General features: G+C 59.8%; 29 protein-coding genes and 3 pseudogenes. 14 read left to right on the top strand and 18 right to left on the bottom strand.

Annotated features, from left to right (window positions below):
- Nucleotides 1-106: pseudogene (locus tag EXE46_RS14180) on the top strand (IS5/IS1182 family transposase); the annotation flags it as partial.
- Here EXE46_RS14180 and EXE46_RS17225 read toward each other — a convergent pair.
- Nucleotides 60-635, bottom strand: a complete 576-nt coding sequence (locus EXE46_RS17225) for a hypothetical protein (RefSeq protein ID WP_199234182.1) — start codon at nucleotides 633-635, stop codon at nucleotides 60-62. The pseudogene EXE46_RS14180 and the gene EXE46_RS17225 sit on opposite strands and share 47 nt — an antisense overlap.
- Before the next feature lie 145 nt (nucleotides 636-780).
- On the opposite strand from EXE46_RS17225, the pseudogene EXE46_RS14175 reads away from it, so the two are divergent.
- Nucleotides 781-1,947, top strand: a pseudogene (locus EXE46_RS14175) (ISH3 family transposase).
- Between the two features lie 239 nt (nucleotides 1,948-2,186).
- Here the strand turns inward: EXE46_RS14175 and EXE46_RS14165 are convergent.
- The 5 genes from EXE46_RS14165 to EXE46_RS14145 form a co-directional block, all read right to left on the bottom strand.
- Nucleotides 2,187-3,008: a putative nucleotide-diphospho-sugar transferase gene (locus EXE46_RS14165; RefSeq protein WP_137689027.1), complete on the bottom strand. Its 822-nt coding sequence runs from the start codon at nucleotides 3,006-3,008 to the stop codon at nucleotides 2,187-2,189.
- Between the two features lie 87 nt (nucleotides 3,009-3,095).
- Complete coding sequence (locus tag EXE46_RS14160; RefSeq protein ID WP_137689026.1) at nucleotides 3,096-4,901, bottom strand: ABC transporter ATP-binding protein; 1,806 nt, start codon at nucleotides 4,899-4,901, stop codon at nucleotides 3,096-3,098.
- A gap of 142 nt (nucleotides 4,902-5,043) precedes the next feature.
- Nucleotides 5,044-5,514: a GDP-mannose mannosyl hydrolase gene (locus EXE46_RS14155; RefSeq protein WP_137689025.1), complete on the bottom strand. Its 471-nt coding sequence runs from the start codon at nucleotides 5,512-5,514 to the stop codon at nucleotides 5,044-5,046.
- On the bottom strand, nucleotides 5,507-6,487 hold the full coding sequence (locus EXE46_RS14150; RefSeq protein WP_137689024.1) for a GDP-L-fucose synthase: 981 nt from the start codon (nucleotides 6,485-6,487) through the stop codon (nucleotides 5,507-5,509). The genes EXE46_RS14155 and EXE46_RS14150 overlap by 8 nt, the downstream gene beginning before the upstream one ends.
- Nucleotides 6,484-7,506 (bottom strand): GDP-mannose 4,6-dehydratase, encoded by a 1,023-nt coding sequence (locus tag EXE46_RS14145; RefSeq protein ID WP_241981571.1) that lies wholly within the window; start codon nucleotides 7,504-7,506, stop codon nucleotides 6,484-6,486. The genes EXE46_RS14150 and EXE46_RS14145 overlap by 4 nt, the downstream gene beginning before the upstream one ends.
- A 204-nt stretch (nucleotides 7,507-7,710) precedes the next feature.
- Between EXE46_RS14145 and EXE46_RS14140 the strand changes: the two genes are divergently transcribed.
- The gene (locus EXE46_RS14140) at nucleotides 7,711-8,628 is read left to right on the top strand and encodes an NAD-dependent epimerase/dehydratase family protein (RefSeq protein ID WP_137689022.1); all 918 of its coding nucleotides are present in this window, start codon (nucleotides 7,711-7,713) and stop codon (nucleotides 8,626-8,628) included.
- A gap of 311 nt (nucleotides 8,629-8,939) precedes the next feature.
- Here EXE46_RS14140 and EXE46_RS14135 read toward each other — a convergent pair.
- Nucleotides 8,940-9,650 (bottom strand): annotated as a pseudogene (locus EXE46_RS14135) (cell division control protein Cdc6); the annotation flags it as partial.
- A gap of 70 nt (nucleotides 9,651-9,720) precedes the next feature.
- The gene (locus EXE46_RS14130) at nucleotides 9,721-10,146 is read right to left on the bottom strand and encodes a hypothetical protein (RefSeq protein WP_241981570.1); all 426 of its coding nucleotides are present in this window, start codon (nucleotides 10,144-10,146) and stop codon (nucleotides 9,721-9,723) included.
- Between the two features lie 102 nt (nucleotides 10,147-10,248).
- On the opposite strand from EXE46_RS14130, the gene EXE46_RS14125 reads away from it, so the two are divergent.
- Nucleotides 10,249-10,722 (top strand): ArsR family transcriptional regulator, encoded by a 474-nt coding sequence (locus EXE46_RS14125; RefSeq protein WP_137689021.1) that lies wholly within the window; start codon nucleotides 10,249-10,251, stop codon nucleotides 10,720-10,722.
- An 86-nt stretch (nucleotides 10,723-10,808) separates the two neighbouring features.
- On the opposite strand, the gene EXE46_RS14120 is transcribed toward EXE46_RS14125, so the two are convergent.
- Both EXE46_RS14120 and EXE46_RS14115 read right to left on the bottom strand, forming a co-directional pair.
- Nucleotides 10,809-11,261 (bottom strand): hypothetical protein, encoded by a 453-nt coding sequence (locus tag EXE46_RS14120; RefSeq protein WP_137689020.1) that lies wholly within the window; start codon nucleotides 11,259-11,261, stop codon nucleotides 10,809-10,811.
- Nucleotides 11,258-11,770 (bottom strand): winged helix-turn-helix domain-containing protein, encoded by a 513-nt coding sequence (locus EXE46_RS14115; protein WP_137689019.1) that lies wholly within the window; start codon nucleotides 11,768-11,770, stop codon nucleotides 11,258-11,260. Before EXE46_RS14115 ends, EXE46_RS14120 begins: the two co-directional genes overlap by 4 nt.
- 287 nt (nucleotides 11,771-12,057) lie before the next feature.
- On the opposite strand from EXE46_RS14115, the gene EXE46_RS14110 reads away from it, so the two are divergent.
- From EXE46_RS14110 to EXE46_RS14095, 4 genes are all read left to right on the top strand, one after another.
- Complete coding sequence (locus EXE46_RS14110; protein ID WP_137689018.1) at nucleotides 12,058-12,285, top strand: antitoxin VapB family protein; 228 nt, start codon at nucleotides 12,058-12,060, stop codon at nucleotides 12,283-12,285.
- A complete protein-coding gene (locus EXE46_RS14105; RefSeq protein ID WP_137689017.1) occupies nucleotides 12,272-12,685 on the top strand; it encodes a type II toxin-antitoxin system VapC family toxin in 414 nt (137 codons plus the stop codon). The genes EXE46_RS14110 and EXE46_RS14105 overlap by 14 nt, the downstream gene beginning before the upstream one ends.
- Nucleotides 12,686-13,422: 737 nt before the next feature.
- A complete protein-coding gene (locus EXE46_RS14100; protein WP_137689016.1) occupies nucleotides 13,423-13,956 on the top strand; it encodes a helix-turn-helix domain-containing protein in 534 nt (177 codons plus the stop codon).
- Nucleotides 13,953-14,393, top strand: coding sequence for a hypothetical protein (locus EXE46_RS14095; RefSeq protein ID WP_137689015.1), 441 nt, complete (start codon nucleotides 13,953-13,955; stop codon nucleotides 14,391-14,393). Before EXE46_RS14100 ends, EXE46_RS14095 begins: the two co-directional genes overlap by 4 nt.
- Before the next feature lie 83 nt (nucleotides 14,394-14,476).
- Here EXE46_RS14095 and EXE46_RS14090 read toward each other — a convergent pair whose 3' ends face one another.
- Nucleotides 14,477-15,463 (bottom strand): NAD-dependent epimerase/dehydratase family protein, encoded by a 987-nt coding sequence (locus EXE46_RS14090; RefSeq protein WP_137689014.1) that lies wholly within the window; start codon nucleotides 15,461-15,463, stop codon nucleotides 14,477-14,479.
- Nucleotides 15,464-15,528: 65 nt separating this feature from the next.
- Here EXE46_RS14090 and EXE46_RS14085 point away from each other — a divergent pair, with 65 nt between their 5' ends.
- Entirely contained in the window at nucleotides 15,529-15,801 is a 273-nt protein-coding gene (locus EXE46_RS14085; RefSeq protein ID WP_199234179.1) for a DUF433 domain-containing protein, read from the top strand.
- 50 nt (nucleotides 15,802-15,851) lie between these two features.
- On the opposite strand, the gene EXE46_RS14080 is transcribed toward EXE46_RS14085, so the two are convergent.
- The 5 genes from EXE46_RS14080 to EXE46_RS14060 all read right to left on the bottom strand — a co-directional run bounded on the left by EXE46_RS14080 (nucleotide 15,852) and on the right by EXE46_RS14060 (nucleotide 18,806).
- The gene (locus EXE46_RS14080) at nucleotides 15,852-16,280 is read right to left on the bottom strand and encodes a type II toxin-antitoxin system VapC family toxin (protein ID WP_137689013.1); all 429 of its coding nucleotides are present in this window, start codon (nucleotides 16,278-16,280) and stop codon (nucleotides 15,852-15,854) included.
- On the bottom strand, nucleotides 16,280-16,549 hold the full coding sequence (locus EXE46_RS14075; protein WP_137689012.1) for an AbrB/MazE/SpoVT family DNA-binding domain-containing protein: 270 nt from the start codon (nucleotides 16,547-16,549) through the stop codon (nucleotides 16,280-16,282). Before EXE46_RS14075 ends, EXE46_RS14080 begins: the two co-directional genes overlap by 1 nt.
- A gap of 223 nt (nucleotides 16,550-16,772) precedes the next feature.
- Nucleotides 16,773-17,555: a UTP--glucose-1-phosphate uridylyltransferase AglF gene (gene aglF, locus EXE46_RS14070; protein ID WP_137689011.1), complete on the bottom strand. Its 783-nt coding sequence runs from the start codon at nucleotides 17,553-17,555 to the stop codon at nucleotides 16,773-16,775.
- A 242-nt stretch (nucleotides 17,556-17,797) separates the two neighbouring features.
- Entirely contained in the window at nucleotides 17,798-18,256 is a 459-nt protein-coding gene (locus EXE46_RS14065) for a hypothetical protein (RefSeq protein WP_137689010.1), read from the bottom strand.
- 103 nt (nucleotides 18,257-18,359) lie between these two features.
- The gene (locus EXE46_RS14060; RefSeq protein WP_137689009.1) at nucleotides 18,360-18,806 is read right to left on the bottom strand and encodes a VanZ family protein; all 447 of its coding nucleotides are present in this window, start codon (nucleotides 18,804-18,806) and stop codon (nucleotides 18,360-18,362) included.
- 128 nt (nucleotides 18,807-18,934) lie between these two features.
- Here EXE46_RS14060 and EXE46_RS14055 point away from each other — a divergent pair, with 128 nt between their 5' ends.
- From EXE46_RS14055 to EXE46_RS14040, 4 genes are all read left to right on the top strand, one after another.
- A complete protein-coding gene (locus EXE46_RS14055) occupies nucleotides 18,935-20,035 on the top strand; it encodes a DUF4330 family protein (protein ID WP_137689008.1) in 1,101 nt (366 codons plus the stop codon).
- A 61-nt stretch (nucleotides 20,036-20,096) separates the two neighbouring features.
- Nucleotides 20,097-20,747, top strand: a complete 651-nt coding sequence (locus EXE46_RS14050; RefSeq protein WP_137689007.1) for a hypothetical protein — start codon at nucleotides 20,097-20,099, stop codon at nucleotides 20,745-20,747.
- Between the two features lie 47 nt (nucleotides 20,748-20,794).
- Nucleotides 20,795-21,622 (top strand): undecaprenyl-diphosphate phosphatase, encoded by an 828-nt coding sequence (locus tag EXE46_RS14045; protein ID WP_137689006.1) that lies wholly within the window; start codon nucleotides 20,795-20,797, stop codon nucleotides 21,620-21,622.
- 549 nt (nucleotides 21,623-22,171) lie between these two features.
- Nucleotides 22,172-22,336, top strand: coding sequence for a DUF433 domain-containing protein (locus EXE46_RS14040; RefSeq protein WP_241981568.1), 165 nt, complete (start codon nucleotides 22,172-22,174; stop codon nucleotides 22,334-22,336).
- 211 nt (nucleotides 22,337-22,547) lie between these two features.
- Here EXE46_RS14040 and EXE46_RS14035 read toward each other — a convergent pair whose 3' ends face one another.
- Nucleotides 22,548-23,072 carry a hypothetical protein gene (locus tag EXE46_RS14035; protein WP_137689005.1) on the bottom strand — a complete coding sequence of 175 codons (525 nt, stop codon included), beginning with the start codon at nucleotides 23,070-23,072 and terminating at the stop codon, nucleotides 22,548-22,550.
- A gap of 259 nt (nucleotides 23,073-23,331) precedes the next feature.
- Here EXE46_RS14035 and EXE46_RS14030 point away from each other — a divergent pair, with 259 nt between their 5' ends.
- Nucleotides 23,332-24,714: an ATP-binding protein gene (locus EXE46_RS14030; RefSeq protein ID WP_137689004.1), complete on the top strand. Its 1,383-nt coding sequence runs from the start codon at nucleotides 23,332-23,334 to the stop codon at nucleotides 24,712-24,714.
- On the opposite strand, the gene EXE46_RS14025 is transcribed toward EXE46_RS14030, so the two are convergent.
- Nucleotides 24,694-24,873 carry a hypothetical protein gene (locus EXE46_RS14025; protein WP_241981567.1) on the bottom strand — a complete coding sequence of 60 codons (180 nt, stop codon included), beginning with the start codon at nucleotides 24,871-24,873 and terminating at the stop codon, nucleotides 24,694-24,696. The two genes, EXE46_RS14030 and EXE46_RS14025, sit on opposite strands and share 21 nt — an antisense overlap.
- Nucleotides 24,874-25,136 lie beyond the last annotated feature (263 nt).

The raw sequence follows: 25,136 nt of genomic DNA, 5'->3' as shown, positions 1-25,136 counted from the left end.
CCGCGTCCACGCACGAACAGAAGTGTTCGTTGCGCTGTGCCTACGGCTCGTTATTGCCATCACCAACTACGAGCGCGGAAACCTACCGGGCTGTGAGAAGCTATGAGATGGATTCTATGACACGCTCTATTAAAGTTATTTCCAACATCATGTTTCCACAATTCCTCTAAGTAGGTGAAATCCTGAGGATCTACGGCATTGTAATCAGTCGGGCCAAACGGGATATATTTACGCGCCGGAGGATGTTCTTTTTGCCGGAAAGTTAAGTCCGTATAGGGATTCCCGGAAATATAGGCGGTGTTTTGGACTTCATCAAGATACTGCTCATTAAATGTCTTGGGCATCCACTCAAAAGAAGTACTTCCGACTGATTGGATGGTACCGACAGATTCGATGAACTCGTATTCATCCTCCACTTGTTTTATAGCGTCAACGCGGCACGCATCCAGTATTATTAGTGCGTCCCAATTCCGGTCATACACGTTAGTCCCATACGGGAGGTGCTTGGTTACTGTTAAAAAAAGAGCCACGTAAAAATAATACAAAACACCGATAATGCGTCTAAGTACAGATCCATCTTCTGATCGAAGCTTGTCATAACTTTCTCTAATATACTTTTTTAGACTAACTGGCATCATCTCATACTGACAAAGCAATAATATAGAGCTTTGCTTTTCGGGAGTTGCGATGTTATCATAGCTAGAAATAGTTACTCAGCTTTGGAATCGAGAATCAGTACTTCACAAAGCGGCTTAGTTAGAACGTCTGCTTGCTGAAGGTGTGTCTAAAACCAAGCAAGCAGACGGTGAGATCCACGAGGACCAGCTTCTTAACTTTCTCGTCAACCGGCTTGACAAGGAAGTTCCGCTCTCCTTAGCTAATAACGCTGAAATCACTGCTGAGGACATCTATGAGGTCCTCGTCGGCGCTTGCGCCGACGGGACCTCTGTCTCTACGCTCTGTGCTTCGAGCCAGAACACACCCGCTGCGAACACGATCCTCTACCATCTCCGGACGAAGTTCGAGCCGGACCGGCTCGAACGAGTCGCTAACACGCTCCTGTGGAAGAACCTCGATGAACTGCTCCCCGAACAGGTGGAGGTCTGCGCAGACCTCCACCTGCGACCCTACTACGGTGACGAAGACGATACAAACGGACTCTTCCACTCAGTCGCAAAGCGCGGAACCACCTCGTTCCATGCCTATGCGACACTCTACGCGCGTGTGAAGAACAAACGCTACACGCTGGCGGTACGCCGTCTCGAAGACGGCGATACCGCCAGCAGCGTCCTCGCTGAGTTCCTCGGTGTCCTTGACGGCCTTGACACCGAGGTCAAGGTCGTCTACCTTGATCGTGGATTCTACGACAGCAAGTGCCTCACGCTGCTTCAAGCGCATGATTACACGTACGTGATCCCGATCATCCGGTGGGGTGAGACGATTCAGCAAGAGCTCTCGGAAGGATGGAGTCGCGTCATTCAGCACGATCTGACGGGGAAACTCGACGGTCACAGCTGAACCGTCGATTTTCCCGTCTACATCGACTGTACGTACCTAAACGGGAAGTACGACGAGAATGGGGTGGCGCGTCACGGCTACGCCGCTGACGCGCCGTTCATCGACTCACCACGTGACGCTCGATACCACTACAGCAAGCGGTTCGGTATCGAATCGAGCTATCGATTGTTTGAGCAAGCGATAGCGACGACAACGACACGAAACGCGACGGTGAGGTTGCTGTACGTCGTGGTGAGTCTCCTCTTACAGAACGTCTGGCGGTACCTTCACTACGAGTATGTGGCGACGCCCCGCTGAGGCGGGCGTCGCCTCTGGTGGTGGCCGTACAAGGAGTTCGTCAATATGGTTCGGCGGGCTGCGTGGACGGCCCTCGCGGTGCGTCGGGCCGTCCCCGCGAATCGGCCACCTGACGACCGATTCCACCGCTAACCACCGACCGGGAAAGCCTGTGGCGGGAGTGGCGACGCTGTCGTGTCGGCGGCTGACCGCCGCCGACAGCGACAGTTCTCCATCGATCCGTTCGTGATTCTCTCGTCGAGATCGTCAGTACAACCGCTTCGATACAGAACTCAGGCCGCAGAAACAGCTAGCCGAGGATGCTTTGTGAGGTACTGAGCGTTCACTCTATTCTTCGATTACCACTCGTTTTACTACACCTCAGATCTAATTCAGTTATTGTTTGGTAGGATGTTTATTATCTTATTTTTTGCGACCCGAATTGTTTCTGAAGCACCTCTGTTTTTAATCGAATTGTACACTCTAAAAGGCAATCCTAGAAAGCGGCCTCTCTCGGATGTTATGATCTTTAACCGAATATTAGTAGGATAATGTACTCTTGGTATCGTTTTTTCGTTCAGTGTTTTTGCGACTCGACGCATTGATGAGTGTCGACCGTGAATTATTCTTACTGATTCATTTAAATAGCCTGGAAAAATAGATCGACAATTGTATTCCGGTGGAAGCGTATGGAAACGCAACTTATTATTATGGATTAACGATTTTCGAAAGGAGGGCTGATCTTGTTCATAATCTGACTTTAAATAATTATTTTTCCATTTATTAAAAAGTTCTTGTGTTTGTTTATTTTTTTGATAGCATATCACTCCTGTATTATATTCTGGAAAACAGTTTGGCAACTCAGGAATTCTATGTGTTGATCTAATTGGTGCGTGGGATACGGCTAGATCAAAATATTTAATAATGTCAAATAGTGGTGATATATTTCTACATATATATGTGTCACTATCTAAAAATATGGTCTTCTCATAGGGGGTTTTTGTCATATTTTCAATTTTGTAAAGCTTATCAGGCGAATCTGGATCATTACTAACTATATTAACACTATCGAAAATGTTTGTTTCATGACATTGATCGGTTATTAGTGTACAGTGTATATTTGTAGTATTCTTCAAACTTTCGGCAGATCTCTCTGCTTCATTTAGATATTGTTCCCCAGTTACCACATAAAGAACACCTTTCTCCATATTCATATTTTTGTCATCCTGCTATTTGAAAACTCACTTTTCGGATAGTTTTGTTATATTCAGTGTTAAATAAACTACTTGTTTAGTATATAGTTAGCCTGTAGACTGAATACCATACAACTCCGCGTACTTTCCGTTCTCTTCGACAAGTTCAACATGTTTCCCAGCTTCCGTGATCTTCCCTTCCTCAATCGTATAGATCCGGTCGGCGTTCTTCACCGTCGACAGCCGATGTGCGATCGTCACGATCGCGTAGTCCCGCTCCATTTCCTCGATCGCGCGCTGAACCTGTTTCTCCAAGTTCGAGTCGAGGTCGCTGGTCGCCTCGTCAAGGATCAACACGTCGGCGTCCTCGAACAGCGCGCGCGCGAGTGCGACGCGCTGTTGTTGGCCGCCGGAGAGTCGAACCCCGTCGTCACCCAGCATCGAGTCGTATCCGTTCGGCAACTCGTCAATGAACTCGTCGACCTTCGCGATCGCACACACCCGATCGAGCTCCCGTTCCGAGACATCGCGGTTCCCGAGTGTCAGGTTGTACCGGAGCGTGTCGTTGAAGATGAACGGGTCCTGTCTGACCATCGAGAGCCGGTCGCGCCAATCCGCAATGTCCATCTCGTCGATCGGGATCCCGTTGGCCTTGATCTCTCCCTTATCCACCGGATACAGCCGCGCGAGCAACGAGACGATCGTCGACTTCCCCGCGCCCGACTGGCCGACGAACCCGACGAACTCGCCCTTCTCTACGGTGAAGTCGATCCCGCGGAGCACTTGCTCCTCGTCGTCATAGGAGAAGTGGACGTCGTCGAACTCAACCTCTCGAACCTCTTCCGGAACGTCACGAGTCGATCCCGTAGGCTCCTCGTACGTCGCGAGCTCGTCGGTGAATTGGATGGTCCGAACGAGGTGCGGGAGGTTGTTCTCAACTTTGTAGTACAGCGTGTTCACCTGGCTCGCCTTCGGCCCGAGCCGGAACATCGCGAAGAGGAACACACCCAGTTCGCCGACGGAGAGGTTCGCGAACGTCAACGCGAGGTAGATCAGTACGAACACTGAGACAGCGACGACGAGGTTGTAGAAGTTGTTGATCGCGGCCTCGTTCCGGCGGAGAGTGATTCGGGACTCGGTGAACTGCTCAATCGCCTCCGTGAAGTCCTCAAACAACTCCTCAGCAAGCCCGAAGATCCGCACATCACGGATGCCCTGTGTCCCAGCCTGTGCCGCCTCTTGGCGGAGCTCGTTCGCCTCAGCAACTTTCTCCCCGACCTCGTATCCCGAATCGAGGACGCGACGGAAGAACACCGAGAGTCCACCGAGGACGACGCCGGTCACGACCGTCAACGTCGGAGCGATCACCAGCGCGACGAGGAAATACACACCGGCGAGGAATGACTGCTCAGTGAATTTGATGCCCTGATCGATCATCCGCCCCGCGTAATTCGTCTGGGTGACGATGGCGTTCAGAATATCGTCGGACCCCTCCTGGTCGAAGTACTCCACCCGGGCATTCAGTGCGTTCCGGAACGCTCGCGTCTGGAGGTCCCGGATGTAGTAGGTTCGTAACGCCTCCCGAAACCAAGCAACCATGAAGCTGGTCGTGTACCGCGCGACCATCACGCCCGACACGCCGAGTACGACGTATCCCAGCGTGAAGGGGACCCCGAGTCCCTGATAGGCTGTAACGAACACCGCTAACAGCCCTTCCGCCTCCGCTGCGGGGTTCTGGAGTTGGACGAGTTCGACGATAGGAAGAATAAAGCCTAGACCGACCCCTTCTAACACCGCAGCGGCGATGCCGAGCACGACGACCATCGTCGTGTACTTCGGATTATACTTCGCGACATCACGGAGGGCGTCGATTTTCTCACGTCTGGATACCGGTTCAGGATCTGACGATGACATATGACTCAGTTATCCTGATTTGTGGCCGCGACCCGAATAATATCGTCGGTCTCATCGTACGGCAGGACATGTTCGAAAGCACGCGCTGTTTGAATCTGTCTGTATGAGAGTATTTCGCGTCTCTTATGATCGATTGGATCTGTTATAACTGGTTGTATCTGAATGTAGCTCCATCTAAATACGCCTCTACGTACGGATGGACAGACGGCAGCGTGTCGAGGTCGAAATACCGTGCGTCTGAATGCTGTTCGTCCAGGCTGATTATATCGGAATCTGGGCGAACCACGTACCCATGCGCAACGTAGTGTTTTCCGCCGACATCGGGCACATCTGCCGTCTCGTAGTGGTGATCGTAGGCTCCTAATTCCTCCTCGATCACGATATCAACACCCAACTCTTCTCTCGCGACGCGATGGACTGCAGCCTCTAAGGATTCTCCCTTCTGGATCCGTCCACCGGGGACGAACCATTCACCCTTGGCCGGTTCGTTTTGCCGCTTCGCCAGCAACAGACCGTCGTCAGCCACGACAAGAAGATCGACCGAAGGAATCGGAACGTGTTCAACGATGTCGCTCCAGACTTCATCCGGAATCCACTCCACGCGTTCAGTCATCCACGATCTCCGTACGATGCGCTTCATACCACTCGGTCGTCTTTTCGAGCCCCTCTTCGAACTCCGTCGTCGCTTCCCACCCGAGACGCTCACAAGCCCGTGACGTGTCGAGCTTCCGGCGTGGCTGTCCGTCTGGCTTCGAGGTGTCCCACTCGATTTCCCCATCGAATTCGGTCTGATCGACAATCATCTCGATCAGATCTCGGATCGAGATTTCGCGTCCACTACCAAGATTAATCGGATCGGACTCATCGTACCTTTCGGTGGCAGTCAAAATCCCATCAGCAGCGTCCTTCACGTAGAGGAACTCACGTGTCGGCTCTCCAGTCCCCCAAGCGGTGATAGACTCGTCACCACGTTCACGTGCCTCAACGCACTTCCGAATGATCGCAGGAATCACGTGTGAAGTCTCCAGATCGAAGTCATCACGTGGCCCGTAGAGGTTGACCGGCATCAGGTAGATACTGTTGAAGCCGTACTGCTTCCGGTACGCACGTGACTGTGTGAGCAGTGCCTTCTTCGCGATCCCGTACGGCGCATTCGTTTCTTCGGGATAGCCGTCATAGAGGTCTTCCTCACTGAACGGAACCGGTGTGTGCTTTGGGTACGAGCAGATTGTCCCGAGAATCGTGAACTTCTCGACACCGAACTGCCGCGCCTGCTCCATCAGCTCGATGCCCATCACCGCATTCTCGTAGAAGTACCGGCCGGGATTCTCCCGATTCGCACCGATCCCGCCGACCGTCGCCGCCAGATGAAGCACAACGTCCGGATCAGAGTCCCGAAGCGCCTGCTGGATGGCCTCCTTCTCTCGAAGGTCATGCTCCTCACTCCGGGGGGCGAAGATATCGACATCGTCTCCACGTCGTTCGAGTTCTTCGACGAGGTGACTTCCGAGGAACCCGGCACCTCCAGTCACCATCACCGACTTCCCCTCCCAGTAGTCCGCCGTCGATCGATGCCAATCTGTCATCGCCAGTCGACCCGTCCGTACCACGACTCCTTGTTGTTCGCGTACCAGTCGATCGTGCGATGAACCCCTTCACGCCACTCCACTTCGGGCTCCCAGCCCGTCTCCTCGTGAAGCTTCTCGTACCCGACGAGGAGTTCCTCGACGTCGCTGTCACCCGGACGGAATCGATCATCCGCTTGGACGATATCGGGACGCTCCCAGTATCCCTCTTCCGCACCGACGTCAAGGATCAGGTTCGTCCAGTCACGCATGGAGATGTTCTCACCGTACCCGTACACGTACTGCTCGCCCGGGTTCCCTTCGAGGGCGACGTGGAGATGCCCGCGAACCCCGTCCTCGACGTAGCACAGGTCTCGCTTCGGCTGGAGGTTCCCGAGCTCGACGATGTCCCGCTCTAAGGCCTGAGTGATGATCGTCCCCGTAATGTACCGAGGGTTCTGTCGCGGCCCGTAGTTGTTGAACATCCGGGTCGTGACGGTCGGCACGTCGTACGCGTCGAAGTAGTTCATCGTCAAGAAGTCCGCCGCCAACTTCGACGTCGCGTAAATGCTGGTGGGGTTAACGGGAGACCGCTCAGAGAGGAGCACGCGATCATCGTCGTCGAACTCGTGTTTCGCGGCCATCTCGTCTTTTACGTTTCCGTACTCCTCGCTCGTCCCGGCCGTATCGAACTTCGAAATATCCAGATCGAGGTCGACGATGGCTTGGAGGAGATTGAGCGTCCCCTTGATGTTCGTGTCAATCGTCTCGTAGGGTCGATCCCACGATTCACCCACGTGTGCCTGCGCTGCGAGATGGAAAATGAGAATATCGCTGTGACCTCGGAACGTGGAAAGCGCATGCTTTACGGAGTGCGGGTCACGAAGATCCCCGCGGTGAACTGTCAGATTCTCTTTCTGGTGACGAATGTTGTTGAGTTCGCCGCTCGATGTGGCCCGAACAAAGATGTGAACGTTTGCCCCGGCGTCGATCAGTCGATCGGTGAGGTGTGAGCCAACGAACCCGTCTGCTCCCGTCACGAAGACGGGGCGGTCAGCGAGTCGCGCATCTACATTCATCTGTTGTGTATCACTTCACGGATGGTCTATCATGAAATGTTCGAAATGACGATGCTAATGAGGGCGTAGTGGACGAGCAGCGAACCGGGAGTACGGTGAGTTGCTGAGCAAAACACAGACAGACAAAACGAAGGGGTAATTCCGTACCCGACAACACTGTCGCCCATGCAGGACAAGCGTATCCTCGTCACTGGCGGTGCAGGATTCATCGGCTCGAACCTTGCGAACCGCCTGGCGCCCGACAACTCCGTGATCGCCGTCGACGACACCTATCTCGGAACGCCCGAGAACCTCGACGACGCGGTCAAGTTCGTCGAGGCCTCCGTCGTCAATGGCGACTTCCCCGTCGACGTCGATGTCGTCTTCCACCTCGCCGCGCTCTCTTCGCGGAACATGCACGAAAACGATCCCCAGCGCGGCTGCCGCGTCAACGTCGAGGGGTTCGTCAACACCGTCGAGCGCGCCCGGAACGCGGGCTGTGACACCGTCGTCTACGCCTCCACCTCGTCGATCTACGGCAGCCGCACCGAGCCTTCCCCCGAGAGGATGGACGTGGAGGCGCACACCGCCTACGAGGCCTCGAAGCTTGCCCGTGAACGCTACGCCGAGTACTACGCCAACCACCACGAGATGACGGTGGCCGGACTGCGCTTCTTCTCCGTGTATCAGGGGTTCTGCGGCAACGAGGAACACAAAGGCCAATACGCCAACACGGTCGCGCAGTTCGCCGACGCCATCGCGAACGGCGAGGTCCCCGAACTGTTCGGCGACGGCACCCAGACCCGTGACTTCACCCACGTCTCGGATGTCGTCCGCGCGTGCGAACTCGCAGCCGACCACGAACTGACGGACGTCTACAACGTCGGCACCGAAGAGGCGTACTCGTTCAACGAGATGGTCGCGATGATCAACGACGCGCTCGGCACGGACATCGATCCGGAGTACATCGAGTGCCCGTTCGACGGCTACGTTCACGATACGATGGCCGACTACTCAAAATTCCACGAAGCGACCGGCTGGGAGCCCAAGATCGACTTCAAGGAGGGCGTCGAACTCGTCTGTGATCCGTATCTCGATAGCTAGTCAGAACACGTGCTGTGTGTATCCCGAGAACAAACCGTTTCGGACACCCAGACAAGGATACACGCGAACAGCCGACGATCTTCTGAATACATAGGCTGCGGCTGTGTAGCGGGTAAGGGTGGTGGCCGATACGGCAAGTGCGGGTTCGATTGAAACCCAGAAGTCGCGCTCAACGGCACCGAATATCGGCTCCCGTTGCGGCCGTCAGCAGCGTCACTATCCTGCTGAGGTTGATATTGGTCGCCGTCCGGATCTCCACGACGCTCGCACACACTACACGACTAGAGTGAGAGAGTGCATTTCGTGTGCTTTCACGCAGTGTGCTCGGCGATCTCTGCCCGGGTCGCTAACACGATCTCCGGATCGAGGTCCAGTTCGTACTCGTAGTACTGTCCCCCACTCAGTCCCTTGTTCTGCTCGTGGCGTCGAAGGAACCCCAACATGTGAAGGTCTGAGAGGTGGTCCTGAATACTCTTCAGCGTCGACAGCGGCGAGGCGGCGTGCGAATCCACTACCTGCTCGTACGTTCGCTGGATCTCTTTCGACCGCGCCGGAACCTCACCGTTGGTCTGGAGGTTCGCGATCGACTCCAGAATGTACTGCGCATGTTCGGTCTGATCCCGGATCTTGTTCTCCAACCGCTCCCGCTGGACGCCGTCCCGTGCGGTGTCGATATGTTCGTCGGTGACCGGCGTCTCACCGTTCTGCTCGGCCAACTCCGCGCCGACGCGAAGCAGATCGAGCGCTTGCCGCGCGTTCCCCATGTCCTGAGCGGCCAGCGCCGCCGCCTTCGCGATCGCCGACGTGGCACACGCCTCGTCGACGAAGGCGCGGTCCGCGCGATGCTCTAATATCGTTCGCAGTTCCCCGGCGTCGGACGGGCTGAAGGAGATCTCGGTCTCCATCAGCGTGTCCTTGACTTTCGGCGAGAGCGTCCGCCGAAACGTGTAGTCGTTGCTGATTCCGATCACACCGACCTTCGCGTCCGAAATGTGCCCGTTGGCTTTCGCCCGGGGGAGTTCGTCCGATACTGGCAGAGATTCTGCGGAACCGCCCCAACCAGCGTCTCGACGCAGACACCTGAAGGAGCGATTACGGGACTCGGTCCGTGACGCGGTCGAGTTCCGCAACGGTCGCCCACTCGAGCACACGCTCATCCACCGCCGCCTCGAGCGCCGCCAAGTGGGACGCGGCCATCCCGTTGTCGTAGTTGGCCCGCTCGTCGGCCGGGTCGTCGTACACGCGCTTCAGCAGCCAGAGTACATCTCGAACGGCCGTCTGTTGCCGATACAGGTAGCCGAGCTCCCAGACGTGCCCCCCATCGAAGTCTTCGATCACGCCGACGATCCACGTCGCCTGTGCCGCCAACACTTCGAACGCCGGGGCCCATAGATCGAGGTCGTCGGCATCGAACCCGAACCCCTCGAGTCTGAACCCGACAGCATCTCGCCGGTCGTCCAGTCGCGCACACACCCGCCGCCGACGCTGTCCCTGCTCGCCCGACCCGCTCCCCACCACGAGATACCGACGGTCCGCTCGCCGCAGGTCGTCGAACCGGCTCCTGTGGAGCCCTCTGTCAGCGACCAAGTGTTCATCCGTTCCTGGTTCGTATCGGCGCGCATGACCCCCGATCCCGTGGAAAATGACACCGAACACGCGGTCAGAGAGGCACCATCAGCCGCCGGGGAGGACGCGACGACATCCGGCGAGAAAGCAGACGGCTTCGACACGTGGCTGGCGCTCCGGAAGGCGACGGACCGGAACCGAGCGAACCTGATCGCAGACGTCGTCGGCCATCCGGAGGGCGCACCGAGCGTACGCGAACTCGACTACATGAACCCAGATCTCGGGGAGGACGCCATCCGACGGCACCTCAGTGTGTTACAAGATGTCGGCGTGCTCGAAGAGGCGGTAGTCGAGCCGGGGAACCGTGTGCGGGGCTACCCGTACAAGTTCTATCGGCTCACCGACGAGGCGCGGGCGCTGTTCGACCGCAACGATCTCTTTCCGGTCGATGCGTGGCGCAGACAGTACGCTCGCGTCGAGAAGTCCGGCGAGATCACCGAACTCGAGGAGATGCCACGGCCGGACTGAGCGCTCCGTTGTGGAAGTCTCAAGGCTAAAACTCAGCCCTTCAGGGCGAGGGGGATGTCAATCTCGTGAACCGAACGATCCACGGATCAGGGCGGGTTTGACACCGTGTTCAGTCGGTCGGCGTCGGCGCTCTCGTACGCGACTCGCCACATCGCATGGACGGCACGCGCCACGAGCGAGACGTCGGTTACGTCGATACGGGATGGCTCGGCCGCCGCGGTGGTTGCGTCGGGCGGGGGGTGGAAGTGGGCCGTCGGCGAGTGCGTGTTCGGGTGCCGGTCGAATCGCCAGTTGACGTCTGCGGCGTCGACGTAATGGAACGAATACATTCCCAATTCACTCCATTGGACGTCGATCCGGGCTGTGTCGGCCGCTCCGAGCCCGTCGGAAAGACTGATCTGAAGCTCCGTGGGTGCGACGACGTCGTCGTACGACACGACTTCGACCATCGGTTCGAGTTCGAGCCACACGTCACGGATGCGCTGGAGGGCAGGCAAGTAGATCGGTCCGAACTCACCGGCGCGGTCACCGTTGCTCATACCGCGAGTTGATGGCTGGCTTCATCGTAGGCGAGTGCTGCCTGTGTGACCGCGAGGTTCTGCTGGGTGGTTCTCCATGCGGTGAGGTCGTCCCACCCATCTGTCTCGTCGGCGTCGAGTTTCTGGGCGAGTTCCTCGGGTGACACCACGTCGTAGCGGTCCTCGTAGCGACGGATCTCGGATTTCATTTCCTTGATGCCCTCGAGTAACTCCGTCCGATCCGCTTCGGCCCGGAGTTCGCGGATCCGGGACATCAAGACTCGATCGCTGTTGCGCCGGTACAGCGTCGTTCGCCCGTCTCGATCCGTCTCTGCGAACCCCGTGTTCACGAGCGTCTTACAGTGTCGACGTGCTGTCGGTTCGCTCACTAAGGCTCGATCGGAGATTTCGGCTGCTGACGCCCCCTCATGCGTCTGTTCAACGATTTCGTACACCCGCTCGAACGGTGTGGTGTCGTCTTTCCACTCCCGTTTGACGTGCTCGTTGATGTCGTCCCATGTCTCGGTCATACGCTACTCTATGCGATAGAAGAACAAATAATTTCCTGAGAAAACTATTCTAGGAGGATACATGAGGCTGTCTGGCGGATGCGTCCCGCCGCTTACGACTCTCGCACCGACGGCTCGTCCTACTGCTGGTTCGCCCGATACCACTCGATAAACTCGCCGACGCTCACCGTGATCGTCCGCGAGGGCTCGTCCCCGATCGTCTCTCAGGTGAGCGTCCTCACGGAGAGCCGTTCGGCGACATCTTCCGCGCCGCTAACAGTTTATGTATAGGTACCCATACGTAACGTATGAGCAAGAACATCTCCGTCAGCGACGATGTGTACCGTCGACTGAAACGCGAGAAGGGAGACCGGAGTTTCAGCGAGGTGATCGCCGAAAAACTCGACGGCGGCGGCGAGATCGCGGACGTCACCGGTCAGGGCATCTTCGACGCCGAAACGCCTGATAAGGTCGCCGACGAGATCGAGCGGTTGAGCGAGGGAACGATGGATCGAGTCACCGATGAAGATCTGTGACACGTCCGTCCTCGTCGATATCGACCGCGGCGGGGTCGAGGAAAAGGTAGCTGCGCTTGACGAAGCGGGCCGACACGCGATCAGCATCGTGACGGTGACCAAACTTCGGCTCGGCGTGGACCTCCAGTACGAACGGGGGACGGACCGACATCGACAGGCGATCGACGACCTCGATCGCCTCCTCTCGCGGTTCGACGTGCTCCCGATATCGCGACCGGTCGCGACGACGGCCGCGACGATCGTCGCGACCCTGCGACGAGCCGGTCGGCCGCTCGATGATCTTCACGACGTGTATATCGCCGCGACCGCCCGAACGCGGGATCTCCCGGTGTTGACCGCGAACGTCGAGCACTTCGACCGGATCGACGACCTCCGCGTCGTCGACTGGGAGACGTTCTGAGGTGGTCCGATCGCGGGCACAGACAGAGGGAGCGAATGCGTACCGGGAGGGGACACAGGAAAGGCCCCCCGCGACTCGGCCACCGGCGTCTCGTGACGTCGTTGTCGTCGCACGAGGTCCGCGCCCGTTCACCACGAAACGAGTCCGATTCGTCTGTCTCCATTTCGTGTGAAGTACCCCGAGATCAAACCCCGATACACTCGCCTTGCTCATCTGTGGATTGACCTCCTCCCACGCCTGAAGTCCTGTCTCTTACGCATAAGTTCACCAAGTCCCAAACGACCGTTTCAGACGCTTTCAAACTGCTGTGTTGAATAGCGGTGCTGTCGTCATTCACCGAAACCTGGACCGCTCTGTGAGCGGTTGATATTAGTGATCTCAAGACCGGAAGCATTTCACCCCGGCTCAAAGGCCGCTATTCAACACAGCATTTCAAACCAGGTTTGTAATCGAACGATCGGGGTGGGGAACGATTCGGGCGGTGATGCTGGTGGTGGGGGTGCTGAATACAGGTGAACGAGATCGGCAAAATTGTTCCAAAAGGGTGTTAGATCGGTAGATATCGGGATTTTTAGTTGAGTACATCGATCTCGACAGCGACTCGATTTGTGGGTAAGAGACAGGCCTAAAGACGGGGGGTATGCGCTCGTAACTCTATCACAATCACCCTGAATCGCGCTTTGACTAAATGAATCAGCAACAGTAGATTTATTTGCTCATATTGCCTATCCACTGGCATGCCCGCAGACCGGCCGCCCGAGGGGTTCGACCTCGCGGCGGGGTTCGAAACGGATCTCGAATCCGAGCCCGCAGACGAACGAGTGTACCGGGTCAGCCTCCAGCTGTACGACCCCGCCGGCGTGTCGGACATCGCGGAGCGTGCCTCGTGTGCCCCGGATACGGCCCGGCGACACCTCAAGCGGCTCGCCGACATCGGCGTCGTCGAAGTCGTCTCCGAGTCCCCGCTCACGTACGCCCGAAACGGGTCGTACTTCGAGTGGCGACGCCGGAATCGTCTCGAGAAGCAGTCACAAGCCGATCTCCGCGACCGCCTCACCGACCTCACCGCGCGCGAGACGGCGTTTCGGGAACGATTCGACGCGGACGCACCGACGGCGGTGGACGCCTTTGATCACGCCGAGTACGACGACCTCGACGACGTCTGGCTCGCGTTGAGCGAGTGGCACACGGTCAGAGAGCAAATTGAGCGACTAGAGGCCGTGCGGCGGGACCGCGACTCTGACTCGTCCGTCGAGGAGAACGCGGTGTGACCAGTCCCGATCCGTCGCGGTCCGTCGACGAGGAGACGCTCCGCTATCTCGGCCGCGCGTTCGGTCGCCGCCCGGAAGTTCGTCACACATCGGTATTTCCCTCGAACAAGCTGGAGAGTCTCGTCGTGACGCTCGACACCGACTACTACCCGGAGGACATCGACGATGTCTCGATCGAGCTCCGCGCGTACACGAACGGTGACTTCCACGTCTCATATCTCGAGTCTCGATCGGGAGAGCGACGACAGTGCCGATGGGACCGACACAATCAGCCGCACAATACCCGAGATCATTTCCATCCGCTTCCGGACGCCAGTACGGCCGCCGCGGTCAATCAGTCGTACGCACCGGATCTCACGCGCGTCGTCGCGGAGGTCGTGCTTCCGTGGGTCGACGACAGGGTGGGCGAACTGTGGGAGTCGACGGGCACCGACTGAACGCGGACGCGCAGCAGCGAGCCACGACGTCAGAGTAGCCGGATTCATAGGTCGAAAACTGTCCGACAGACGCGTCCCGCCGCTTACGACGACCGCACCAACGGTTCGTACCACTCTCGATTTGCTTCGTACCACTCGATGAACTCGCCGACGCCCTCGGTGATCGTCCGCGATGGCTCGTACCCGATCGTCTCGTTCGCCTTCTCGACGGACGCGTGCGTGTGCTCGGCGTCGGCCTCCCGGGCAGATTCGTACTCGATTGCCAATTCGGGCACGATCTGATCCCGGACGACCTCGGCCAATTCCTGAATCGAAATATTATCTGAACTCCCGATGTTCACCACGTCCCCATCAACAGAGCCATCCGTCAACAGCGTCCGGTTCGCGTCCACCACGTCGTCGACGTACGTGAAGTCCCGCGTCTGCTGGCCGTCCCCATAGATAACGGGGGGCTCCCCGTTGAAACACCGGGAGACGAAATTCGAGATCGCCATGTTCGGCCGCATCCGTGGCCCGTACACCGTGAAGTACCGCAACGCGACGGTCGGCAGGCCATGAAGCTCCGTGTACACCCGCGCCATGTGCTCTTGGGCGAGCTTCGTCACCCCGTACGGGCTCACGGGCTCCGTGGGATGATCTTCTTCGTACGGCAGCGACTCCGGCTTCCCGTACACCGACGACGAGCTCGCGAGGATCACGCGGTCGACGTCGGCGTCTTTCGCGGCGTCCAACAGCGTCACCGTCCCGCCCACGTTGATGTCGGTCACCTTCCGCGGCTCTGCGACGCTCGTCCGCACGCCCGCCTGGGCCGCCTGGTGGACGACGATGTCTGCGTCGGCGACGACCTCTCGGACCGTCTCCGGGTCGCGCACGTCCCCGTCGCGGAACGTGTACGAGCCCGCGCGCTCGCTCGCGACCTCGCGGTGGACGTCGAGGGTGTGCTCTTTGAGCCGAACATCGTAGAACGGTTCGAGGTTGTCGAGGACGGTGACGTCGTGCCCGTCGCGGAGGAACGCTGCCGCGAGGTGGCCGCCGATGAAGCCGGCACCACCGGTGACGAGAATACGCATGTGGGGAGGGTTGCTTCCCTGCGTGAAATGTGTCCTGATCCGTCGTTAAAAGGACGGGCAACCGGTTGAGCGGGATCACCGCCACCGACGAACTCGTCTATATGGTCGAGATCGTGTCCACTGAAGACGTACTCGGCGGGGAGCCACGGATCGCGGGCACGCGGATCGGCATCCTCGACGTGTGCGACCTCACTGCCGGCGAGCACGCCCCCGCCAACGTGGCCGATCAACTCGACCGAACGCTCGGGGAGGTCCACGCTGCACTGGCGTACTCGACTGGGTGGGCGATCGCGTCAAAGCGCTTCACGGTCAGTGAGCGCTCCGACAGAAGACGATAGATCCGAGCTCATCAGTGGCACATAACCTGTGACGTTCGTACCAACAGCTTTCACTTGAACGGGTTGTCAGGCGTTTCGAGTCGGGTAATACCGTCAAGCGCGTCAAAGTCATCGTCGAAGGAGTACAGATATTCGATGTCTTTTCGCTGTATGTACGCAGCGATAGTTGCGTCTCCGAACGAGAGCCCATCGTACGTTTCGAACAGATCGAGAGCACTTGAGAAGTCCTTCTGAGCCGCATGGAGTACCTCGAAGCCGGCTGATTGATTCAGCCGCTCGTACGTCTCGATGGCCTTCTCGTGGCGTTTTCGACTGTGTATCCAGTTGAGAGTCTCAAGCACGATGTAGTTCGTCACCTGCCCAGTTGGGAGGTCGCCATGGTCCATCCCGCGGACGATCTCCATCGCCGTGTCGTGGTGGTCGTCATCAACATCTGCCAATCCGATGAGAACACCGGTATCGACGATTGTAACCGCCATCAGCTGCGCTCGCTGAAGACAGGGTCATCCTCGTGGCCGCCGAGGTCGTGCGTTTCAGATCCATCGCCACCCATCGACACCGGCTCGAAGTCGTCGAAGGCGCCGTATCGCTGCTTGACGATTTCGATCGAGAGGGTGCCATCGTCATCGACGTCCCACCGGAATTTGTCACCGGCTTCGATGTCGAGACGACGCCGGAGGGACGCAGGGATCGTGACCATTCCGCGGTCACTGACTGTCGTTTCTTCGGGAGCAGCGTCGGTTGCCATGCCCCACAGTATCGGTCCATGGGTGATACATGTTGCGCCGCATGTGGTGATGATAATCTCCCTGCGCTAGCGCGAGAATTCCCGAACGTCGGGAGAAAGATCGACTATTTTTCGGTTTTCTTGTCACACCCGATAGAGAGATACGTGACCGGTGTTGAGGCGATCGAGCAACGTATTGTAGTCTAAGGAAGGCCAGCAGTTCCAGAGAACTAAAATGCCCGCCTTACGATTCCTCGGACGTCGCCGCTTCGACCGCCTCGCTCTCCTCATCGCCCTCGCTGGCGATCTCGCCGCGTTCCTCTAACAGTCGCTCCTCGGCGCGGTCCCGGTCCTCGGGATAGCCGATGTCGGTCCGCCAGCCGTCCATGCGGATCGCGTCGATGGTGCGGCCGGACGCTAGAAGCAGGTCGACCGCGTCGGAGATCTCGTACTCGCCGCGATTCGACGGCTGAACGAGGTGACACGCGTGGAAGATTTCGGGCGTAAACGTGTAGAAGCCGGTCATCACCAGGTTCGACGGCGGATCCTCGGGCTTTTCGACAACCTCGACGATCTCGCCGTACTGGTTGGTGTCACACACCCCGTATCGGCTCGCCTCCTCGTAGGGGACCTCCTCGACGAGGAACGCGGCGTCCGCGCGCGTCTCCGCCTGCCGGTTCACGACGTCTTCGAGGTTCGCGCGGAACACGTTGTCCCCGAGCATCAGCATGAAGTCGTCGTCGATCTGCTCTTCGACCGTCAACAACGCGTGCGCGAGTCCGTTCTGTTCGCGCTGGTGGGCGTACGTGATCGGGACGCCCTCGAACTCGTCGTCGTAGTGTTCGATGATCGCCTCCTTCTTGTAGCCGACGACGACGTACAGCTCGTCGGCGCCCAGTTCGACCAGCTGCTCAAAACAGTGGGTCAGAATGGGTTTACCCGCGACCTCGACCATTCCTTTGGGTTTCTCTTCGGTTAGCGGGCGGAGGCGGGTTCCCTCGCCGGCGGCGAGCACGACGGCTTGCATGGACAAACGACTAGCACGCACCGACATATGTCTTATTACTCACAGCACCACGACTCGACGGCCAGAAACCCCCAGGCGCGGGAGTGACGGGCGTCGCGGTGAGAACAGAGTCACGAGAGGAATCGCCGAGCCGCAGAGCCTGACGGTGAGGCTCGCATAGACGCCCAGTCCGCACCGGACAGACGAATCGAGGTGTGGCTCCCAAAGAGATTCCCGAGTCGAGCGAAGGTATCTCACCCGACTCACCGAGCCCGCAGCCCGCTCGCGGTCAAGAGCAGTCCGACTCCGCCACCGAGAGCGCCTCCAGCCACCCACAAATACCCGATGTTCACGACGACCCGAACAAGGTAGATCGATCCCCGATAGTCGACGAAGTACTGGTTGATGATGTCGTTTCGATACGCAAACTGCCCGCCGTCGTCCGACCGGCCACGGTCCGTGTAGACACCTCGAGGCGACCGCACCGCGCCGGCAACGGCGGTCCGTTCGCTCGGAGACAGCGCGTCAAACGCGATCGGATCGATATCCGATGGGGAGTACGCGTCAAGCGACGCCGCCATCGCCTGTTCGGTCGGCGCCCGCTCGGCGACCGTCGTCTCGTAGGCGGGCGCGCCGAGCGCGACGGCGAAGACGCATGCGACCAGACAGCAACAGCCGATGACGAGACGGAGAGGGGTTCCGGAACGAGGACCAAGTGACATGTTCGAGGGGAACGAGGGGGATCCGGGAGTAGTTTGGGTCCGCAATCGCGTGGGGCGCCCGACGTGAGCGTCCGGTCCCGAACGAAAGAACCGATGTGCTACCTCAGCCGACCGGCCGCTCGATCTCTCCAAGCCGCTGCGCCCGATAGAACCGCACCCATCGCGTCAGCGCCCGCCAGCACACGGCCGCGACGGCCGCCCCGACCGCGTTCACCAGCAGGTCGCCGAAGTCCGCGGTCCGCGCGTCCAGCGTCGACTGGAGCAGTTCGATTCCACCCCCGTAGCCGACGGCGACCAGAAAGACGACCGCCAGCACGGTCCGGTCGCGCCACGGCTGGTCTTGAAACGCGTACGCGAGTGCGACCGCGAGTCCCGCGTACGCCAGCCCGTGGAGCCACGTGCTGTACGCGAGGACGCCGAACGGCCCGCTTCGAATCGTGCCGCTGCCCGGCGGCGTGACCACCGAGTAGTAGAGGATCGTCGCCGCGACGGCGACGACGCCACCGAGGCGGAGCCACCGCGGGACGAGCGGGAGCCGGAGCCGACCCATTGTACCGGGTCTCTCCACCAGCGCGGCCAAAAGCCTACGGATCCGCGCAGTCGAACGCGCGTCGAACGAATACGCTTTTTAGGCGCCCGCTGGTCGTCGTTGGTAATGCCGCGCTCGGAGGGACCTCCATGGAGCTGATCGACGACGACGGGAACCTCTTTGGCCGCGTCAACGTCATCGACGCGCTCGTCGTGCTGCTGATCGCCGCCGTCGTCGTGGCGGGCGCCGCGTTCGTCCTCACCGACGATCCGGCCCCGGAACCGGAAACGGACATCACCTACGCAACGCTCGACGTCGGCACGGTTTCGCCGTACGTCGTCGACGCAATCAGCGAGGGTGACACCTACAGCCCCGAGGATTCATCGAATCTCCGCATCACAGACGTTCACCTCACGCCACAAGACGATCGGACGCGCGTCCTCCTTCGTGTCGCACTCGAAGGTGAACGCAACGATCAAGACAGCCTCGTCTACGCGGGCGCCCCACCGCGACTCGGGCGCACGCTTGATGTCAGCACTGACCGCTACCAGATCAACGGCCAGATTCGCGACGTGGGCGACAGCGACGCCTTAGCCACCGAACAACAGCGCGTGCTGCTCTCGAGTCAGATCGACGCGGGCACCGCGCAGGCGGTGACCCCCGGCGACGAGATTCGCCTGAGCGACCGCACCGTAGCTCGCATCGAGAACGTGACCACCTACGCGACCAACCGATCGACCCAACGACAGCTTCTCGTCGAGGCGACGCTCACCGCCCACCACCAGCAGGACCACCTCCGCTTCGGCGACACGACGCTCAGGCGCGGCCAGACGGTAATGCTTCCCGCAAGCGACTACACGCTTGCTGCCCAGATCGAACAGGTCGGCGGCGACATCGACATCGACGCGACCACGACGCGCACAGTCACGCTCCGAATGGAGGAGATCCGTGAGGACTTCGCTAACGTGATCGAGCCGGGCATGGTCGAGCGCACCGGGGACACCACCGTAGCACGCGTGACGGACGTCGAAACGGAGCCGTCGCTCATCATCGCGACCGGCGACGACGGTAGCGTCAACGTCGTCGACCACCCGGTCAATCGCGACGTGACGATCACGGCGGAGCTCCAGCTGCGAGAGACACCCAGCGGGCTCGCGTTCAAGGGCGACCAGATCCGTCAGGGGTCGACCGTCACGCTCGATCTCGGCACGGCCACCGTGGAGGCGACCGTCGTCGCTGTGGAGCGGTGAGTACACCACCGGCTCGCCCCAGTCACAACACACATGAGCGTCCGCCCGAAGGTCGATTCGGATGAGTGACGAGACCGAGACGGGCACGCCGACCGAAAGCGTGGTGCGGCGGGCAGCCCACCGCTCGCGTCTCGGAGCGCTGTGGCGCCGGACGGCCGCGGCCGTGCGGGGCTCCTCTCTGTACCGCTGGCTCACCGCCGAGCCGGACCCGGACGTGATCGTTATCGACCTCCGAAAGACGTGGACGGTCGGCCCGGTCATCCGCCTGCTCGATGCGGTCCTCGACCGGCTCCTCCCCCCCTTAGAGGACTCCCGAACGGCAGCGACAATTCGCGCCGTCACAGCGTCCACGCTGGCAGCGCCGGCGGTTGTAGGTGGCCTTGCCGTTCTCGGGGTCGGGCTCCTGCTCGTCCTCGTGAGCGTCGCGACCGGAACCCTCGGCGTGACACGCCTCGGCCTCGCGGCCGGGCTCGCCCTCGCCGGCGCGATTGCGACCCGAGAGCGCCGGAACTGGGCGGAACTCCGCGAGACGCGCCCGGTCGAACTCCTCGTTGCCGCGCTTGAACCCCCGGCGCCGCCGGACGAGGCGGAGTCAAACACGGCACCGAACGACAGAACACGCCCGACCGCGTCGGCCGAAACTGACGAGCCCGATTCCGACTCGCCCGAGCGGGAACGGGAGGCTGACAGGCGGGCGCCCGCCGAGCGCTAGCCCGCAATCGTCGCCTTTTACCTGCCGACCCGCTTCCGACTTTGATAGTGACCACCACGGAGCTGCTCGTTGCGATACTCGCCGGGATCGTTCAGGGCGTCGTCGAGTGGCTCCCCGTCTCGAGTCAGGGGAACCTCTCGCTCGTACTCACGCTCGTCGGCACGGACCCCGCGGTCGCCGTCCAGCTCGCCTTGTTCCTCCAGCTCGGCACCACACTGTCGGCCGCGACCTACTACTGCGAGGAGATCGCGACCGCCCTCCGGTCGGTGCCCGGCTGGCGCCCCGCGACCGCGTATGACGCCGACCACGCGCTCGCCACCTACGTCGTCGTCGCGTCGCTGTTCACCGGGCTCGTCGGGATCCCGCTGTACGTGCTCGCCGTTGATCTTGTGAGTGACCTCACGGGCGGCGTCTTTATCGCCGTCATCGGGGTCCTCCTCGTGATTACCGGCCTGCTCCAGCGGGCCTCAGACTCGGTGCGCATGGGCGGCCGTGAAAAACCCTCCCTCGTCGATTCGGTGCTCGTCGGCAGCGTCCAAGGGTTCGCCATCCTCCCCGGGATCTCTCGCTCGGGCGTGACCGCGAGCGCGCTGTTGTTCCGCAGTTACGACCCACCGAACGCGTTCCGGCTCTCCTTTCTGTTGTCAATTCCAGCGAGTGTCGGCGCGGCAGCGATCACCGTCGTGGGCGCCGGCGGGCTCCCCGGAATCGCGCCACTACCTGCGGCGGTCGCGCTTGGCGTGAGCGGCGTCGTCGGCTACCTGACGATCGATGCGCTGATGCGGGTCGTCGAGCGGGTGCCGTTCGCGACGGTGTGTTTCGCCCTCGGGACGCTCGCGATCGTTGGTGGTGGTGGGATCGCGCTCGTCGTGTGAGGGCCCAATCGTGGAAACCATCCCGATCCGTTGAACCCTGCGTTTCAACTCGGTACGAGTCGATTCTACGGACTCTGTTGAAATCCTCAGAAAATGATATTTTCCAGTCACGTTCAGTACAGGGTCCTCACGAATCGCTCAGTACAGGTAACTCATCAGCCGAACAGATGTCCCAATCTCGATATAGTACGAGGTCGGCTATAATGCCAAGAGATTACTTGTAATAAACAAAACACGATTAGTATGAGCGCCAACATGAGTATCATCGGTCTTCAAGTATCGATACTGGGCTTGGCGGTTGCTAACTTCTACGCAGGATCGTCGACCATATTTGGGTTTTTAGTGCCTGTTGCTCTCCTATTATACGGCTCGTATCTCGTTGGGACTAACGAATTTGACCGTTGAGAAGCAAGGTATACACTCTTGAGCGACTAGTTGTTTCAGAAAAAATCCATCTGAAGAAGAGGATTTCAACAGAGCTATTCTACGGTATTGGATTCGTTCGGGACAGCGACGGGGCGCCGACCGTCGGAGCAACCGGAATCCCCGGTGAAAGATGTCGCGTCAGCGTCCGAACACAGCGGGTACAGCCCCGACGAGATCACGCAGCTGTACCCCGATCTCACATTGGGTGGCGTTCACCGAGCGCTCGCATACTGCTACGATCACAGTGACGACTTCCGGTCGTCATCCTCCGAGCCGACCTCCCCGTGACGCGCCCGGTGTATTGTGACGAGTAGTGTCGGATTCCTCCCACGGCTGAAGCCGGGGGGCTTCCACTTTGATCGTCTGTGAGCCTGCCGGCCGCGGGTCTCATTCCGATCGGCTGGCCCACACGTCTCGAGTCGGAATGGACCCGTTCCTCTGAGATGGGATTCGTTCGGACGATTGCCACCCGCTCAATCCATGTCCATCTGGTCCCCGATTAAAATTCGACGCGCACAGGTGCGCCGGGTTTGTACTCATCGGGGAGACCACCACCGCGCTCGCCGAGAAAGACGATCGCATCGAGCTCTCCACGCGTGAACCGTGCTTCGTACGACCAGTAGAATCCGTCTTCGACGTCGTCGCGACGCCCGTGAAACTCGAAGCTGCCGTGCATGTTGTGATCGAGCCAGAGTTCCTCGTTGAGGGGTTGGGGGTCCGGTGCGCCGAGACCGATTCCACGCTGGATGCGCTCATCTGGGGATGTGTGCTCACAAAACGAGACGTACTCTTCCCACGAGTCGAAGCCGTGATCGGCGGCCGCCCTCTGTTTTTCTTCCGGCGTCTTCTCACGAAACTCTCGCTCCCGTCGCAAGAGCCGTCCGTCTGCGGTCAGCTTGTACGCTTGCATGGCTGGCCGCCCGACATCTTTCGTCTGCCACTCGATGTCCGACGGGCTGGCGTCGGTTGGAAACTTCGGCAGCCTGACGCCACCTGCGACCAGCACGTCGTCGTACAGGCCCATGGCAGGATCTCGGTGAACGCTGAATAAAAATGCCCGCCCAGATCACTAGAAGAGTTATGACCGTGAACACGGCCGCAGACGTGACCCTCAACAGGCTCCGTGAAGCCGATTTAGGATCTTGGACACACCGTACGAACGCGCGCTCGAGGTGGATGGTAGGTCGCTGACTTCGGAGTGTCCTCGGCGAAACTGAGAGCACAACCGGCATCGCTGACTCCCGAACAGTTATTATGAACACGATAATATTATCGCCCGCATAATGATAAACCGGGAGGCAGAACTCGAATGGCTCACGTCGCATCTCACGCGCACGGAGCGACAGCTCCTTGTCGTGTACGGCCGACGGCGGGTCGGGAAGACGACGCTGGTGACGACGGCGCTTGAGACGCTCGACGACGCGTCGGTTTACTACCTCTGTGACGAGCGGGGCGCGGCGCACAACGCCCGCCGGTTCGCGGCGCAGTGCGCCGAGGCGTTCGACGACGTCACGCCGGATGTCGACGGGTTCGTCGACGCGTTTCGGTACCTCACGGCCCGCGTCGACGAGCCGTGTGTCGTGGCGTTAGACGAGTTCTCGTATCTCGTCGCCGAAGACGACACTATCCCGTCAGTGTTTCAGACCATCGTCGACGACGTGCTCGCGGGGACGGACGTGTCGCTCGTGTTGTTGGGCTCGTCGATTTCGATGATGAAGGAGGGCGTGTTGAGCTACGAGAGCCCGCTGTACGGGCGCCGGACCGGACAGTGGGAGCTCGCCCCGCTCTCGTTCGCGGATGTTCGCGGGTTCTTCCCGGATGCGGAGCTTGAGACGCAGATCCAAGTGTACAGCGTCCTCGGTGGTGTCCCCGCGTATCTCGAACAGTTCGACCCGGAGCGGAGCCTCCTCGAGAACGTCGAGCAGGCCGTTCTCTCGAAGGGCGAGTTCCTGTACGAGGAGCCGGAGTTTCTGTTACGCCAGGAGCTTCGTGAACCCGCGACGTACATGGCGATCCTCGAGGCCATCGCCGGTGGCGCGACGCGTGTCACCGAGATCGCCAACGAGATCGGCCGCGACGCAAGCAGTCTCTCCCGGTACCTCCAGAACCTCACGCAGCTAGCGATCCTCGAGCGCGAGCATCCGGTGACGGATCCGGACGGTCGGGGGCTGTATCGGTTGACCGACGAGTTCCTTCGGTTCTGGTTTCGGTACGTGGCACCCAATCGGGGGACACTCGAACAGGGGCACACGGCACCGGTCCGGTCGGCGATCGCTGAGACGCTGCCGACGCACACGAGTCGGACCTTCGAAACCGTGTGCCAGCAGGCGGTTCGGACATCGGCGTTTCCCGTCTCCTGCTCGCGGGTCGGCCGGTGGTGGTACGGCGGCGAGGAGATCGACGTCGTCGGGATCGATCAAGAGACCGATACGCTGTTGCTCGGCGAATGCAAGTGGACTACAGATCCCGTGGGGCGGGCAGTGTTCGACGATCTCACAGCGCTCGAACCAGAGGTCCGATGGCAGGGACGCGACCGGGATGTACGGTACGCGGTTTTTTCCCGAGCCGGCTTCACCGACGAGTTGCGGACCGCCGTTGACGAGCGACCCGACGCGTCGCTGTACGGAATCAGAGAGCTCACATCGCTATTCGACGCCGAACAGTAATCGCGACGACCGCCTCGCCGACCGTCTATAGGCGTCGACATCTCGGTCGTCTCCGACCAGCCGAATCCCGTCCTGGAGGGCGGCGCGCGCCATCGGGAGCCGAAGGGCCCCGATGTCGCTCACGTCGACGAAGGCGTCCGCGTGGCCCTGGAGCTCCACGTCGATCCGGTTCCGTCACGGAACCGCTCTGTGGGAGACAGGTCGTCCGGGAACCGGAGGCCGACGTCGAGTACGCTCGGGAATGACGGTCGTCGCCACGTCGGTGTCGCTGTCGGCCTATCTGTTTACGAGGAGAGTACGTGTTTACCCTGAAGACTCAACAATCGGAGCAGCTTGATCCCGTGAGATCATCTCGTTGTCGCGGACAACTCGCCTGAGTTCGTCGTAAGGATTGCGTCCCTGCTGGCGCCACGTCGCCAGCA

This window comes from Halorubrum sp. GN11_10-6_MGM (assembly GCF_005435165.1).
Classification (GTDB): domain Archaea; phylum Halobacteriota; class Halobacteria; order Halobacteriales; family Haloferacaceae; genus Halorubrum.
This window is presented reverse-complemented; position numbering and strand designations above follow the sequence as displayed.